This window comes from Burkholderia sp. Se-20373 (assembly GCF_017104705.1).
In the GTDB taxonomy this organism is placed as follows: domain Bacteria; phylum Pseudomonadota; class Gammaproteobacteria; order Burkholderiales; family Burkholderiaceae; genus Burkholderia.
This window is the reverse complement of sequence record NZ_JAAGPH010000043.1, coordinates 1-13,892: the sequence shown is the minus strand read 5'-3', so window position 1 is coordinate 13,892 and position 13,892 is coordinate 1. Positions and strand designations below refer to the sequence as shown.

Sequence of the window (13,892 nt, the reverse complement as noted above, 5' to 3'; positions counted from 1 at the left end):
TGTAGTTTATTTCTGGGATAAGTAAACTACCCGGTGTAAAATTTCTGGATGGATACCAGCACTCCCCCTCAGCGCCTGACCGATCGAAAGCGCGCGGCCATCGTCGATGCGGCCATCGAGGAATTTCTCGCGTCGGGTTACGACGCGACCAGCATGGACCGCATCGCCGCGCGTGCGGACGTGTCGAAGCGCACGGTCTATAACCACTTCCCGGGGAAGGAAACGTTGTTCGCCGCCATCCTGCAAAAATTGTGGGACGCGACCCGGACGGGCAGTTCGCCAACCTACCGTGCCGATGTGCCGCTGCGCGAGCAATTGCTCGCATTGCTGGATCGCAAAATGCGTCTGCTCAGCGACGAGGCATTTCTGTCGCTCGCACGCGTCGCGATCGGTGCGGCCATCCATTCGCCGGAACGTGCGCGTGACATGGTCGAGCGCCTCGGCGAACGCGAGGAAGACATGACGGTCTGGGTGCGGACGGCCGCGGCGGCCGGACGCCTGTCCGTCACCGATCCGGTGTTTGCCGCGCATCAGCTGCACGGTGTCGTGAAGGCATTCGCGTTCTGGCCGCAGATAACGATGGGCCAGCCGCCGCTCGCGGAGCCGGCGCAGCAAAAAGTCGCTGAATCCGCCGCCGACATGTTTCTCGCGTACTACGCGCAGCCGGAACATACCGACGCATCGCGCGGCGTAACGGACTGACCGTGTGTGTATCCGGTCGAACTTGCGCGAATCGAACCTGGCGCAACGCGCATGATTGATGCGTGCGTCGCACCGACGAAGCGGCAACCGGCAGATCCTTGGCAGCGAACGCGGGATTGCCTCATCGGATCTCTGGCCATTCAGCGGAAATCGGCGATGCCGTCAGCGCACCTGAACCGAACGTGAGCAACGACGAATGAAGACGCTGTTGATCGTCTATCACACGATGACCGGAGGCACGCAACAGATGGCCGAAGCGGCCGCCGTTGCTGCGCGCGAGCAAACCGGCGTCGACGTGAGGCTGCAGCGCGCCGATGCGACGAGCGCGGACGACGTACTGGCCGCCGACGCCTATCTGTTCGCCACGCCGGAGAATCTCGCGGCAATGTCCGGGCTGATGAAGGATTTCTTCGACCGCTGCTACTACGCGGCGCTCGATCGCGTGAACGGCCGCCCGTATGCGGTGATGATCTGCGCGGGAAGCGACGGGCAAAACGCGCTGCGCCAGATCGACCGGATCGCGACCGGATGGCGCTTGAAGAATGTGGCGCCGGGCCTGATCGTCTGTACGCACGCGCAGACGCCGGAACGCATCCTCGCGGCGAAGACGATCGACGGCGACGATCTCGCGCGCTGCGCCGAATTGGGCGCCGGGCTTGCAGCGGGACTCTCACTGGGCGTCTTTTGATCGCCGGCGCGGCGACTACGATGGCCGGTCGACGCACGACGCGAGCGTCCTCGAGCGGCAACGATCGTGTGGTGCACGGGGCTGGCCGAATGCCCGGCCCTTAGCTGCCCTTTGCCGCCTCGGAAGGCCGGTGATATTCGGGCCAAAGACGTTTCACGAGATCGCGCGATGCGCCGTAGGCATGGCAACTATCGATCTTGAGCGGTTTCCCGTCGCTGTCGCGCGCCTCGAGCGACGACTTCCGCATGCCGACCATCGTCTGATAGGCCGTGGTGGCGATCGGACCGAGCAACTCCTTCAGGTGCGTGCACGTATCGCAGGACGGCAGGCGCTTGCGAATCTCGCTGTTCCAGCCCGCGCCGATGCTCAATCCGACGAGCGCCTGCAGCGAGTCGCCGCCGCCCGGGCACTGCGCGTACGGATGCGACCGGAGGAACGTGGACACGGCGCGGACGACCATGTCGGCGTCGAAGACCAGCGTCACGCCGAGGTCGTGGATCGGCGACAGCGCAGCGACCGTCCGCGTGCCGCCCGGCGGCGTGAAATCAAAGGTTTTGCGGTCCGCGAGGCAGGCCGTTACTTCGAACCGGCCGTCGCTGCGCCGATAGCCGCGCATGTCGATTTGCCGATGGTGAATCTCCTCGCGCGTGATGCCGTCGTGCGGGATGGCGTGTGGGGGAACCATGTCTCTGCTCCGTTTCGTACAACCGGTTCGTTCTTTTACAGGCAAGCCGGATGTCGGCGGGTCGCCGGTGGGGCTCGGCGAAACCGGCTGGGGTACGCTGCCGACGACATCGATTCGGCCATACTACGCACTTTTCTGCCGTATCGTGCGCCACGGGATGGGTGCGGACGCAACGAGTCGTGTGCGGGCACCGATGCTGGCGAATGGGCACGGCACTTGCGCCGATCGATTGCCGTGATCGTTGATTCGCACGCAGCCGACGCCGCTGCCCGGGACGCAGAATCGCAGCTGGGGCCGAGACGCGCCGATGCGGCGGGATCGCGTTCGACGTCCCAAGGCGGAATACCACGTGCCGGGCGTCGATCGGTGTTGCCGGGGTAATCACAGCACGGAAATGGCCCCGATTTCCGCCGACGAGCGTGAACGGCGTGACTTCCGGAAACGTATCCATATAATGCGCAACACGACCGCATGGACGCATTTCCGGTACCCCGAATCGGGCCAACGCAGACCAGTGAGTCAACCGGCCGCCGCGCGTACCGGTATACTTCCACTCCTGCCTTGTCCGGCATCGTGGCCGGGTGCCTGAAAACAGAGTGGCGTGCGCGATGCGGCCCCGTAGTGTTCCGCATCGGCGGCAGACGGGTCGCACGCATGGCGGCGAAGCTTGTGCGCCGCGCGGCATGGCCGCACGAACCACACCTTATATTCCTGGTGGATTGAATTTATGGGTTTTGAACAACTTGCCGAATTGCGGGCGCAGCTCGCAGCGAAGGCCAAGCAGGAGCGCAACGCGAAGCGGCCGGCAGCGCCGGCGGACACCGGCGCGAAGCCGAAGTCCGGCGACCAGCCGCAGCGTGGCGCCAAGCCGGCTGCGGCCGGCGGCAAAGCAGCGCACCGCGCGAAGCCGGCTCCGGCGAAGCCGTCGGCGCCGGTCGATCCGGTCATCGTTGCGATCGGTAAACTGCAGCGTAAGTTTCCACGTGCGTTCCCGAAGAATCCGGCCCCCAAAGTGCCGCTCAAGGTCGGTATCTGGGACGACCTCGCACGTGAAGCACAGGCCGTCGGGCTCAACGAAGCCGAACTGCGTGAAGCGATGTCGACGTGGTGCCGTGGCAACCGTTACTGGTCGTGCCTCGTCGAAGACGCCGTGCGGGTCGATCTGCAGGGTAACGAAGCAGGGCGTGTCACGCATGACGATGCAGCTCGGGCGCGCCGCCTGAAGGCTCGTCGCCCCGGCAACAAGGGCGCGGGGCAATCGGCCAAGGGCGCGCCGCAGCAGCCGAAGGCGGAGCCGCAGGCCGAGGCCGCCGCCGAGCCGCAACCGGCTAACGTGGAAGCACAAGCCGACGCAGCGCCGCAGGTCGAGCAGCAAACGGCCGGAAACGCGTAACCCGCACCGCGCCGCTGCATACCGCACGGCGCTGTCCCGCAGGCACATCGCCTGCGGTGAATGACCCGACAGTCTGACCTGCCTCGACCGAGGCAGGTCGGGAATGCTCCCACCGGTGCTCGACGTGCCGGGCGCTTATCTATCCCACCTCGAACAGACCACGCGACCGGACGAAGAAAGTTCGCCGATCGATGCTGCACGCGCGTTGTTTCGACTATGTCGTTTGCGCATGAACGGTACGCATGCCGCGCATACGGCGACGCTTCATTCGATTATTTCGTTTTCCTAAAATAGAGGCATGCCGAAACCATCGACTGGCGCGTGGACGATCGCACTCGGTCATCGTGACATGATGACGCGCGATAATCTCGTCGACGTCGTCAGGTCGCACGCACGCTCGCCGGCTGCCATGCAGCTTGCATTGCGAAAGGGTCGAAAAGCCCACCGCGACGCAACCCGCTGCGACGGCCAGCGTCTTTCAACGTCAATTCGAACCGGATCATGCACTCGAGACATTCCGCGATTCTCGTCGCGCTTACCGCTGCCGCGCTGTTCGGTGCCGCGACACCGCTCGCCAAGGCGCTGATCGGCGCGATGTCGCCGTTCATGGTCGCCGGCCTGTTCTATCTCGGCAGCGGCGTCGGGCTCGGTATCGGGATCCTGCTTCGTCGCCTGCACAACCGGCATGCGACGACCGCAGGCGCCGCGCCGCTGCAGCGAGCAGACCTGCCTTGGCTGGCCGGCGCGATTGCGGCGGGCGGGGTGGCCGGCCCGGCGTTGCTGATGCTCGGGCTGTCGAGCACGCCAGCGGCGACGAGTGCGTTGCTGCTCAATCTCGAGGGCGTACTGACGGCCGTCATCGCATGGGTCGTGTTTCGCGAGAACGTGGATTCGCAGGTGTTCCTCGGGATGGTCGCGATCGTCGCCGGCGGCACGCTGCTGTCGTGGACGCCGGGCCACGCAGGCGTGCCGGTCGGCGCGCTGCTGATCGTCGGCGCATGCCTGTGCTGGGCGGTCGACAACAACCTGACCCGCAAGGTGGCCGCAAACGATGCGATGGTCATCGCGTGCGCGAAGGGGCTGATCGCCGGCCCCGTGAACATCGGCATCGCGCTGGCGACCGGCGCGACGCTGCCGGCTGTCCCGGTCACGGCTGCCGCGATGCTGACGGGGCTCGGCGGCTACGGGATCAGCCTCGTGCTGTTCGTCGTCGCACTGCGTCATCTCGGCAGCGCGCGTACGGGCGCATATTTCTCGATCGCACCGCTGTTCGGCGTCGTGCTGTCGCTGCTGATCTGGCCCGCGCTGCCGCCCGCGACGTTCTGGATCGCTGCCATGCTGATGGCACTCGGGATCTGGCTGCACGTTCGCGAACGGCATGAACACACGCACACGCACGAGCCACTCGAGCACACGCATCGGCATCGGCACGACGAACATCACCAGCATGCGCACGATTTTGCGTACGACGGCAACGAACCGCACACGCATCCGCACGTGCATCTGCCGATCACGCACAGCCATGCGCATTTTCCGGACATTCATCACCGGCACCGGCATTGAGCGCGTCATGACCAGCAGGCGATACGGTGCGCAAGGTAACCGTTTATGGGGCGTGCGGCGCTTCGCGCGCGCATCTGTTTGCGGCGCCCCGTTGCCGAGCGTGATCGATCGCGGTGGTCATCGTACGCATCCGACCGGCAGCCGCACGGCGCGATTCGTGTGAATGCGCGGTGCCAGACGGATCGCCATCGTGATCGTCACGCGTTCACTCGACGCCGACGATCACGCTCGATGCCTTGAAGATCGCGGACGCGGCCGTGCCGCTCGCGAGGCCGAGCCGATCGACGCTGTCGTTGGTGACGATCGCGACGATCTCGGCGCCGCCCGCGGCCTTGATCACGACTTCCGAATTGACCGCACCTTTCGCAACCGACGATACGGTGCCCGCGACGCAGTTGCGGGCCGACACCTTGTTGCTGTCGACGTCGACCATCACGATCACCGACGACGCCTTCACGAGCGCGAATGCCTTCGAGCCGGCCGCGAGGCCCAGCGAAGCCGCACTGCCGTGGGTGATCACGGCGACGATGTCGAGGCCGTCCTGCGTGCGGAGCGTGATTTCGTCGTTGACCGCACCGGTCTTGACGGCGCTGACCTGGCCGGCGAAATGGTTGCGGGCACTGGTTCGCATGATGGATCTCCGGGTGGATGCCGCTACCTGTTCGACAGCGGAAGATGAATGGAAATTCATCGGCCAGTTTACCGTCAACGTGGGTGTTCGTCGTCCTTCCGGCGCTATGACGCGCATCAGGAAAGCCCGCCGCCGCCGAGCGTTCCGCCAGGTGTGCGTGATGTCCTGAAGACGACTGCGCTGCCGTGATTACTCGCCGGTCGCGGGTGTCGCGGCGGTGCGCGCGGCGTCGGGACGGGCGCCCGGTGCGGCCGTCGTACCGTCGGATTCCCACCCCCCGCCGAGCGCGAGGAAAAGCCGCACCTGGTCGGCCGCGACCTGGCCTTCGGCTGCCGCCACCTGCGCCTGCGCGCTCGTCAGCGTGCGCGTCGCGTCGAGATCGGAGATGAACGACTCGCGGCCGGCCAGATAGAGGCGATGCGTTTCGTCGGCGGAATTGCGTGCCGATTCATACGCAGTACGCAGCGCTTCCGTGCGCTGCACGTCGGCCGCATAGGTCGCGAGGCTCGACTGCGTTTCGCGCAGCGCGTTCAGCACGACGCCGTCGAAGTGCGCGAGCGCGCCACCTGTCGCGGCTTCGGCCTCGCGTACGCGCGCACGCTGGCCGTTGACCGGGAACGACCAACTGATCAGCGGGCCGAACGACCAGCGATTCGTCGTGGACGAGAACAGGTCGGCGGCGACACCGACCGAGCCGGCCGACGCGCCGATGCTGATCGACGGGTACAGCGCGGCGGTCGCCACGCCGATCCGCGCGGTCGCGGCCGCGAGTTGCCGCTCGGCTGCGCGCACGTCGGGGCGGCGGCGCAGCAGCGCGGCGCCGTCGCCGATCGGAATCGGCTGGCGCAGCCTCGGCAGGCGCTCGCATTCGGCAACGGCCTTCGGCAGGTCGGCCGGCGAACGTGCGAGCAGCGCGGCGAGCTGGTATTGCGCGACCTTGCGGCGGCCTTCGAAGCGCGGGATATCGGCGGCGAGGGTACGCACCTGCGTCACGCCGCGCGTCACGTCGGTCTGGTTGCCGCGGCCGGCATCGCGCAGCCGCTGCGATAGCGCGACGCGCTGCTTCTGGAGCGCGAGCGACTGCTTCGCGACAGCCAGCTCGTCGCCGGCCGAGCACGATTCGACGTACGCACGCACGACGTCGGCGACGACCGTGATGCGCGCCAGGTCGCCGGCGGCCCTGACGGCTTCGCTGTCCGCGCGCGCGGCTTCGACGCCGCGCCGCAGCTTGCCGAACAGGTCGATCTCGTACGACACGTTGATGCCGACCGCGCCTTCGTTGACGATCGGCAGCTTGTTCTCGAGCAGGTATTGCTCGGCCGACTCCTGGGCGCGCTGCACGGCGGCTTCCGCGCCGCCCGAGAAGCCACCCTGCTGGCTTGCGACTTCCAGCGCCGCGCGCGAGCGCGCGAGGTTGGCCGCGGCGACGCGCAGGTCGGTGTTCGACTTCAGTGCATCGCGCACGAGCGCGTTGAGCACGGGGTCGTCGTAGAGCTGCCACCAGTTGCCGGGCACGGCGTCGCGCGACACGAGCGTGCCGTTCGCATCGTCGAGCGCATGGTTCGCGAGGGGCGCATTCACGTACGCCTGCTGCGGCAGCGTGTAATCGGGGCCGACCGACTTGCACGCGCCGAGTGCGAGCGCAAGCGGCGCGAGCGTCGCGGCGAGGCGCAGACCGTTCCGCTTCATTGCAATGCTCCGGCCGCGCTGGCGGCCGTGCCGGAAGCCGTCGATACCGGTGCAGCGACCGCTGACGCGCCGGCCGCCGGCTTCGCCTGGTCGTTGCGGCGCGTGTCGGCTTCGCGCATCGAGACGGTCGCGGTACGGCCCGCGATCATCCGGAAATCGTCGGGCACTTCGTCGAGCACGACGCGCACCGGCACGCGCTGCGCGAGCCGCACCCAGCTGAATGCGGGGTTCACGTTCGGCAGCAGGTTCGCGCCCTGCGTGCGGTCGCGATCCTCGATCGCGGCGACGATGCTCTGAACGTGGCCGCGCAGCGCACGCGGCTCGCCCATCACGATGATGTCGACCTGCTGGTCGATGTGGATGCCGCGCAGCTTGGTTTCCTCGAAGTAGCCGTCGACGCGGAACGAATTGCGGTCGACGACCGACAGTACCGCGCGGCCGGCCGGCACGTATTCGCCGACGCGCGGCGCGCGGTCGTTCAGGTAGCCGTCTACGGGACTGACGATCGTCGTGCGCTGCAGGTTCAGCTTCGCGGTGTCGAGCGACACCTGCGCATCGGCGACGGCGGCTTCGCCCTGCTCGACGCGCGTGCGGCTTTCCTCGACCTGCTCGCTCGCGACCAGGTTGCCGAGCTGCAGGTTGCGGGCATACTCGCGTTTCGCCTGCGCGAGCGTCGCGCGGCGCTGCGCGAGCGTGGCTTCGGCGAGCCGCTCCGCGAGCGTGTAGCGGGCCTGGTCGATCACGAACAGCACCTGGCCGCGCTTGACCTCCTGGTTGTCGGCGACCTGCACCGACGTGATGAGGCCGGCCACGTCCGGCGCGACCTGGATCACGTCGGCGCGCACGTGACCGTCGCGGGTCCACGGCGAGAACATGTAGTAGTTGACGATGCGCCACAGCACGATGGCCGCCACGACGACGACGATCAGGGTGAGCAGGATTTGCCCTGCCGAGAGCCAGGTTTTTTTCACGTTAGGTAGCCACGAGATGGTGGGAAACGATCACGACGGCGGCAAACACGAACACGTAGATGCCGAGGTCGAAGATCGAACGGTGCCAGACGAGGCGGTAGAAGCCGACGCGCTCGAGCACGGCGCGCACGACGATGTTGATCAGGTAGGCGATCAGCATCAGCACGAGCGGGGCCGGCACGAATACGCCGAAGATGTCGATTTCGCCGATCATGGTCGCGGTCGGAAGGACGGATGGGAAAGCGGGATCATGCGCGTGCTCCGTCCGCCGCCTGCGGCGGCTGCCCGGCCGCGGCCGGATACAGGGACAGGCGCAGGCCGACGAGCGCGTGCAGCGTGTCGCGCAGCCGGCGATGCGTGGCGGGCGTGGCCGGTGCGGCGGGTGCGGTGGGCGCCGTGCCGTCGTCGGCCGGCGCGGCGCCCGGCAGGTTGCGGCCGGCGACGCGGCGCAGCGCGTCGTCGTACGTCGCGGGCAGCGCGGGCGGGGGCCGGTGGCGCGCGTTCGCGGCGGCGCAGCGTTCATAGTGATCGGTGACGCCGGCCAGCACGCGGTCGATCGCATCGGGCACGTCGCCCGACAGCCGGCGGCGCGAGCGGCGCAGGTCGAGCGCATTGAGCGCGATGCGCAGGTCGCGGAAGCTCTCGATCGACGGGTGGCGGTGATCGTCGGACGCGCCGAGGCGCGGCAGCAACTGCGTGACGCGATCGAGCATGCGCGACGCGTGGTTGCGCTGGTCGTCGAGCGGCTGCGTCGACGCGGAGCGCGCGACGTCTTCCCAGCCCGAGCGCAGCAGGCGCCGCACCGCGAGTTCCGCGCCGAACGGCCGCGTCGCACGCGTCCATACATAGGCAAAGAGCAGCCCGGCGACCCCCGCGAGGTTGCTGTTCAGGAACACGAAGAAATCCGCGTCGTACGCACCCTGGATGCTGATGAAGGTGGCCGTGTTCACGGCGACGAGCATCGTCACCATATTGAACTGCGGGCGCGGCAGCAGCGTGCCGATCAGGATGAACGGGCCCGCGAACATCACGACGAGCATCGCGAAATCGTGCACGTGCGGCAGCACGACGAACAGGTACAGGCCCGCGAACACGACGCTCGCGGTCGTCGCGAGGAAGAACTTGAACACCAGCGGCGCGGGCTCGTCGAGCGCGGCGAAGAAGCTGCACGACACGGCCACGAGCGTGACGGCGGCGGCACCGTCGTGCCAGCCGGACGCGATCCACAGCCAGCTCGCGAACACGATCGCGGCGACCACGGTCAGCGTCGAGAACAGCATCATCCCGCGATCGAAGAAGCGCTCGGTGCCGCCAAGCCGCCAGTGCCGGTAGCGCGGCTGCCAGACGCCCGCTTCATTGCCGATCAGCGCGCGCAGCGAGCGGCAGTCCTGCCAGATGTCGATGACCTGGCGCAGCCGCCACAGCGCGTTCGACAGCAGCGCGCCGTCCCAGCTCGCCAGCGCGTCGTCGGCCGGCTGCAGCGCGGCGATGCGCTCGCGCAGGCGTTGCGCGACCGGGTCGTCGGCCATGTCGCCATCGGCGCCGGCCTTGACGGCCGGCAGCGGCGCGTCGAACCATTTCGCGGCATCGGCAAGCAATTCGTCGAGCCCGGCCGGCCGGATGTGCAGGTCGCGCATCAGCGCGATCAACGGATCGGCGAGCGACGACATCAGCGGCAGGAACAACTGCATCCGGCCAGCGAGCGCCTGCGCCCGCGCGAGGATGCGCGGGTGCGCATGGTCGTAGCTCAGCTGGCTCAGCAGGAATTCGAGGCCCGTGATGGTCGCCGCGAGGCGTTGCCGGCACGCGGACAGCGCCTTGCCGGCGATGTGCCCGGACAGCGTCTCGCGGCCGTAGAACGCGGCATCCTTGAACCACGCGTCGGTGCGCTCGATCAGCGTCGGCGCGAGCCGGTTCGGGAAGATCGCGCTGCCCACCACGCTCGCGCACACGATGCCGAGCACGATCTCCTCGGTACGCGCGATCGCGACGTCGAACACGGTGGACGGATCGGTCACGGTCGGCAGCGCGACCAGCGGCATCGTGTAGCCGGCGAGCATGAACACGTAGCTGCGCGCGGTACGATCGGAGATCGCGAGGTAGAGCAGCGTGCCGCACCAGGTGGCGACGATGATCGCGAACAGCAGCGGTGTCTCGACGAACGGCGGCACTAAGAAGATCGCGGCGGCCGCGCCGAGCGCGGTGCCGAGTGCGCGATACAGCGCCTTCGAGCGCGTCGCGCCGACGAACGGGTTCGACACGATGTAGACGCTCGCCATCGCCCAGTACGGGCGCGGCAACTGGAAATACAGGCCGAGATACAGCGCCAGCATCGACGCGGCGAACGTCTTGCCCGAGAACAGCCAGTCGCGAAGGCTCGGGTAGGTCATGACGTGGCGTCACCGGTGTGGGAGGCGCGCGCGGCGGGCGTGTGCGGCTCGGATGCGTTGAATGCATCGAGCACGCGCAGCGTCGCTTCGAGATCGGCGCGCGTGACACCCTTGAGCACCTGCGCGCGCAGCACGCGCAGGTCTTCCTCCATCTTCGCGGTGACCGCGCGGCCGGCGGCCGTCAGCGATATCGTTTTCGCGCGGCGGTCGTGCGGATCCTCGTCGCGGCGCGCGAGGCCGGCCGCGCACAGCTGGTCGAGCAGGCGCACGAGCGAGGGCCCCTCGATGCCGACGTATTCGGCGAGCGTGCCCTGGCGCACGCCTTCGCCGAGGCGCCCGGCGATCAGCAGCGGCGTCGCGCACGCCTCGGACACGTTGTACGTCGTCAGCACGCCGTCACTGGTGCGGCGCCACTTGCGCGCGGACAGCACCAGAAGGCTGCTGACGGCGAGGCGGAGGTCGTGCAGATTGGTCATGGGCGAGATGATAGGGGCAAAATAATTCGATAGCAAACTATCGTTTTCGTCACCCGGATGACACGTCGCACGCGGCGCGGCAGGCCCGTCTGATGCAATTTAGGCGGCGTGCCGGGGATGGTCAAGCTGTAAGGTTTTGCCGGCACGGGGGGCGTTTGGCGGCTGCGATCGAATGGTCAGATGAAAACCGTCCGGCAGGGCCGCTCGCAGGTCAGGCGGGTTCGAAGCCGGGGTTCGGCAAATCCGTCTTCGCGAAACGGCGAGCGGCGTGCATATTGAGGCCGTTGCAAGCCACCCGGAGATTCCGCACGTGTCCCCTTCATCCTCGCAGCCGCCCGCCCCGACGTCGCTCGACGCGTGGCTGGGCAAGACCGAAACGCTCGGCGACGACATCACCGCGTTCCCGCTGAACGCGCTGGCCGCCACGCTCGACCGCCCGTCGCCCGGCGACGTCGTGCCGCCGATGTGGCACTGGCTCTATTTCCTGCCCGTGGCACCGCTGGCCGAAGTCGGCGCCGATGGCCACCCGAAGCGCGGCGGCTTCCTGCCGCCCGTGCCGCTGCCGCGCCGCATGTGGGCCGGCGGCCGCCTGACCTTCCATGCGCCGCTGCGCACGGGGCGGCGCGCGACGCGCGAATCGACGATCGAGAACCTCGAGGACAAGATGGGCCGCAGCGGCCGGCTCGTCTTCGTGACGGTGCAGCACCGGATCGAGTGTGACGGCGCGTTGTGCGTCGAGGAAGAGCACGACATCGTCTATCGCGATGGGCCGCAGCCGGGCGCGCCGGCGTCGAAGCCGGTCGCGGCGCCGGCAGGCGAGACGTGGTCGCGCACGGTCACGGCCGACGCGGTGATGCTGTTCCGCTATTCGGCGCTGACCTTCAACGGTCACCGCATCCACTACGACCGCAGCTACGTGACGCACGAGGAAGGCTATCCGGGGCTCGTCGTGCATGGCCCGCTGATCGCGACGCTGCTCGTCGATCTCGTGCATCGCGAACGGCCCGACGCGACGCTCGCGAGCTTTGCGTTCCGCGCGGTGCGCCCGACGTTCGACGGGGAGCCGTTCACGCTATGCGGCAAGCCGTCGGATGATGGCCGGACAATCGAGCTGTGGGCGAAGGATCGCGACGGCTGGCTGACGATGCAGGCCACGGCGACGCTTGCGTGACGGCCTCCGTTCCGGTCACCCGCGTGCGGCAAGAGCCGTACGCGGGTGACCGGTGTCGCACGCAGCAAGCCGGCCGGAGGTGCGCTCGGCCAGCCCCGACGCTCGTCGGCAAACCCCTGTAAGCTGCTGGCAGGTCGCGTGCCGTTCGCCGGACCAGGCGATGCGCGGCCGGGCCCTTTCCCTTTCCACGCAGCGCATCAGGAGCACGCATCTTGGCCACCTACATCGTGTTTACACGCGAAAGCATGCAGGACCAGCAGGAATTCGACCTCTACCAGAGCAAGGTCGGCGCCACGCTCGCCGGCCATCCGGTGAAGGTGCTCGCAGCCTACGGGCCGCAGGAAACGCTCGAGGGCGAAGGCCCGGAAGGCGTCGTGATCGTCGAGTTCCCATCGAAGGAAGCCGCGCACGCGTGGTATCACGGCCCCGAATACCAGGCCGTCGCCCAGCACCGCTTCAAGGGCGCACGCTATCGCGCCGTGCTGGTCGAAGGCGTCTGAGCGACGTGCATCGGGTGTGTCCGACGGCGCGCCGCGACGCCGGACGCCCGTCCCGCCGATGAAACCTTCGACTCCCTCCACCGCGCCCGTTCGCCTGCCGATGGGGCGCGCCACGACCGTGTTGCTCGCGATCAGCGTGCTGTTCTATCTGGTCGCCATGTTCACCGCGCCGTTCCGCACCGGCGCGCCCGCCCCGCATCCATGGGCCGACGGTTGGCAGGTGCTGTTGACGGGCTGGATGGGCGTGCTCGCCGGCATTTATGCATGGCTCGCGAATCCGCTCGTCTTTGCCGCGTGGCTGCTGACGGTGAAGCGCTACCGCGCGCAGGCAGTCGTGCTGGCGGTACTGGCGTTGCTGTTCGGGATGAGCTTCCTGTCGCAGCACCAGATTGCCGTCGACGAAGCAGGGAACGTCGAACCCGTGCATCTCGACGCGATCGGCTACTGGTGCTGGCTCGCGAGTTTCGGTGCAGCGGCGGTCGGTGCGGCGTTGTTGCCCGGGCGGACGAAAACGGGCTGATCGATTGCGGACGGTTCGATGCGAATGTCGGCGGAGGCGAAGCCGACCGGCATCGCAATGATCCACGGCATCGGCACGTCGCGCGCCATGGCGTCGTGCGTGCCGCTGCATTGAAGGCGCACTGTCGCGCCTTCGACCTTCACCCTTTTACGCGATGTGCGCCTGCAACGCACGCAGCCAATACGACACCGCCACCGCGCCGCCGTCCGGCGTGCCGATCGCACGTTCGCCGAGATAGCTTGCGCGCCCGGCGCGCGGCGTCATGCGTGCGGTTTCCTGCGCGCCGTGCTCGGCGGCTTCGACCGCCGCGGCCCACGCGCTCGCGGGATCGCGATCGTTGTCGAGCGCCCGCTCGAATGCCGCGACGGCCGGGACCAGCGCATCGAGCATCGTGCGGTCGCCGGCGTGCGCGCCGCCCAGTTCGCTGATCGAATCCACCGCGCCGCGGAACGCCGCGGCCCAGTCGCGCGCCGACGGCTCGGCGCTATCGGCCAGCCGGCGCGACGCGCGCAA

At 68.0% G+C, this 13,892-nt stretch carries 15 protein-coding genes; 7 read left to right on the top strand and 8 right to left on the bottom strand.

What is annotated here, in order from left to right; genetic code table 11:
* Positions 1–48 precede the first annotated feature (48 nt).
* Positions 49–702 (top strand): TetR/AcrR family transcriptional regulator, encoded by a 654-nt coding sequence (locus tag G3N96_RS16325; RefSeq protein WP_124578686.1) that lies wholly within the window; start codon positions 49–51, stop codon positions 700–702.
* Positions 703–898: 196 nt separating this feature from the next.
* Positions 899–1,390 (top strand): NAD(P)H-dependent oxidoreductase, encoded by a 492-nt coding sequence (locus G3N96_RS16320; protein WP_206137827.1) that lies wholly within the window; start codon positions 899–901, stop codon positions 1,388–1,390.
* Between the two features lie 100 nt (positions 1,391–1,490).
* Here the strand turns inward: G3N96_RS16320 and G3N96_RS16315 are convergent, their stop codons facing one another.
* Positions 1,491–2,075, bottom strand: a complete 585-nt coding sequence (locus G3N96_RS16315) for a DUF2889 domain-containing protein (protein ID WP_124578690.1) — start codon at positions 2,073–2,075, stop codon at positions 1,491–1,493.
* Positions 2,076–2,802: 727 nt separating this feature from the next.
* Here G3N96_RS16315 and G3N96_RS16310 point away from each other — a divergent pair.
* Both G3N96_RS16310 and G3N96_RS16305 read left to right on the top strand, forming a co-directional pair.
* Positions 2,803–3,468 carry a ProQ/FinO family protein gene (locus tag G3N96_RS16310; RefSeq protein ID WP_206137851.1) on the top strand — a complete coding sequence of 222 codons (666 nt, stop codon included), beginning with the start codon at positions 2,803–2,805 and terminating at the stop codon, positions 3,466–3,468.
* Positions 3,469–3,969: 501 nt separating this feature from the next.
* Complete coding sequence (locus G3N96_RS16305; protein WP_206137826.1) at positions 3,970–5,031, top strand: DMT family transporter; 1,062 nt, start codon at positions 3,970–3,972, stop codon at positions 5,029–5,031.
* Between the two features lie 205 nt (positions 5,032–5,236).
* Here G3N96_RS16305 and G3N96_RS16300 read toward each other — a convergent pair whose 3' ends face one another.
* From G3N96_RS16300 to G3N96_RS16275, 6 genes are all read right to left on the bottom strand, one after another.
* Positions 5,237–5,662 carry a TOBE domain-containing protein gene (locus tag G3N96_RS16300; protein ID WP_206137825.1) on the bottom strand — a complete coding sequence of 142 codons (426 nt, stop codon included), beginning with the start codon at positions 5,660–5,662 and terminating at the stop codon, positions 5,237–5,239.
* Positions 5,663–5,851: 189 nt separating this feature from the next.
* Positions 5,852–7,351, bottom strand: coding sequence for an efflux transporter outer membrane subunit (locus tag G3N96_RS16295; protein WP_206137824.1), 1,500 nt, complete (start codon positions 7,349–7,351; stop codon positions 5,852–5,854).
* The gene (locus G3N96_RS16290) at positions 7,348–8,322 is read right to left on the bottom strand and encodes an HlyD family secretion protein (RefSeq protein WP_206137823.1); all 975 of its coding nucleotides are present in this window, start codon (positions 8,320–8,322) and stop codon (positions 7,348–7,350) included. Before G3N96_RS16290 ends, G3N96_RS16295 begins: the two co-directional genes overlap by 4 nt.
* Before the next feature lies 1 nt (position 8,323).
* Entirely contained in the window at positions 8,324–8,536 is a 213-nt protein-coding gene (locus tag G3N96_RS16285) for a DUF1656 domain-containing protein (protein WP_011350409.1), read from the bottom strand.
* 34 nt (positions 8,537–8,570) lie between these two features.
* Complete coding sequence (locus tag G3N96_RS16280; protein ID WP_206137822.1) at positions 8,571–10,712, bottom strand: FUSC family protein; 2,142 nt, start codon at positions 10,710–10,712, stop codon at positions 8,571–8,573.
* On the bottom strand, positions 10,709–11,188 hold the full coding sequence (locus G3N96_RS16275; protein ID WP_206137821.1) for a MarR family transcriptional regulator: 480 nt from the start codon (positions 11,186–11,188) through the stop codon (positions 10,709–10,711). The genes G3N96_RS16280 and G3N96_RS16275 overlap by 4 nt, the downstream gene beginning before the upstream one ends.
* Positions 11,189–11,498: 310 nt before the next feature.
* On the opposite strand from G3N96_RS16275, the gene G3N96_RS16270 reads away from it, so the two are divergent.
* The 3 genes from G3N96_RS16270 to G3N96_RS16260 all read left to right on the top strand — a co-directional run bounded on the left by G3N96_RS16270 (position 11,499) and on the right by G3N96_RS16260 (position 13,379).
* On the top strand, positions 11,499–12,359 hold the full coding sequence (locus G3N96_RS16270) for a MaoC family dehydratase N-terminal domain-containing protein (protein ID WP_206137820.1): 861 nt from the start codon (positions 11,499–11,501) through the stop codon (positions 12,357–12,359).
* A 212-nt stretch (positions 12,360–12,571) separates the two neighbouring features.
* Entirely contained in the window at positions 12,572–12,859 is a 288-nt protein-coding gene (locus G3N96_RS16265; RefSeq protein ID WP_039369252.1) for a DUF1330 domain-containing protein, read from the top strand.
* A gap of 58 nt (positions 12,860–12,917) precedes the next feature.
* On the top strand, positions 12,918–13,379 hold the full coding sequence (locus G3N96_RS16260) for a hypothetical protein (protein WP_206137819.1): 462 nt from the start codon (positions 12,918–12,920) through the stop codon (positions 13,377–13,379).
* 147 nt (positions 13,380–13,526) lie between these two features.
* Here G3N96_RS16260 and G3N96_RS16255 read toward each other — a convergent pair.
* Positions 13,527–13,892, bottom strand: a 366-nt coding sequence (locus G3N96_RS16255; RefSeq protein ID WP_206137818.1) for a DAK2 domain-containing protein, incomplete at its 5' end; no start/stop codon positions are given.

Coding starts and splice junctions, on each gene's coding strand:
- G3N96_RS16325 (WP_124578686.1), top strand. CDS start 49: ATGGATACCAGCACTCCCCCTCAGCGCCTGACCGATCGAAAGCGCGCG.
- G3N96_RS16320 (WP_206137827.1), top strand. CDS start 899: ATGAAGACGCTGTTGATCGTCTATCACACGATGACCGGAGGCACGCAA.
- G3N96_RS16315 (WP_124578690.1), bottom strand. CDS start 2,075: ATGGTTCCCCCACACGCCATCCCGCACGACGGCATCACGCGCGAGGAG.
- G3N96_RS16310 (WP_206137851.1), top strand. CDS start 2,803: ATGGGTTTTGAACAACTTGCCGAATTGCGGGCGCAGCTCGCAGCGAAG.
- G3N96_RS16305 (WP_206137826.1), top strand. CDS start 3,970: ATGCACTCGAGACATTCCGCGATTCTCGTCGCGCTTACCGCTGCCGCG.
- G3N96_RS16300 (WP_206137825.1), bottom strand. CDS start 5,662: ATGCGAACCAGTGCCCGCAACCATTTCGCCGGCCAGGTCAGCGCCGTC.
- G3N96_RS16295 (WP_206137824.1), bottom strand. CDS start 7,351: ATGAAGCGGAACGGTCTGCGCCTCGCCGCGACGCTCGCGCCGCTTGCG.
- G3N96_RS16285 (WP_011350409.1), bottom strand. CDS start 8,536: ATGATCGGCGAAATCGACATCTTCGGCGTATTCGTGCCGGCCCCGCTC.
- G3N96_RS16280 (WP_206137822.1), bottom strand. CDS start 10,712: ATGACCTACCCGAGCCTTCGCGACTGGCTGTTCTCGGGCAAGACGTTC.
- G3N96_RS16275 (WP_206137821.1), bottom strand. CDS start 11,188: ATGACCAATCTGCACGACCTCCGCCTCGCCGTCAGCAGCCTTCTGGTG.
- G3N96_RS16260 (WP_206137819.1), top strand. CDS start 12,918: ATGAAACCTTCGACTCCCTCCACCGCGCCCGTTCGCCTGCCGATGGGG.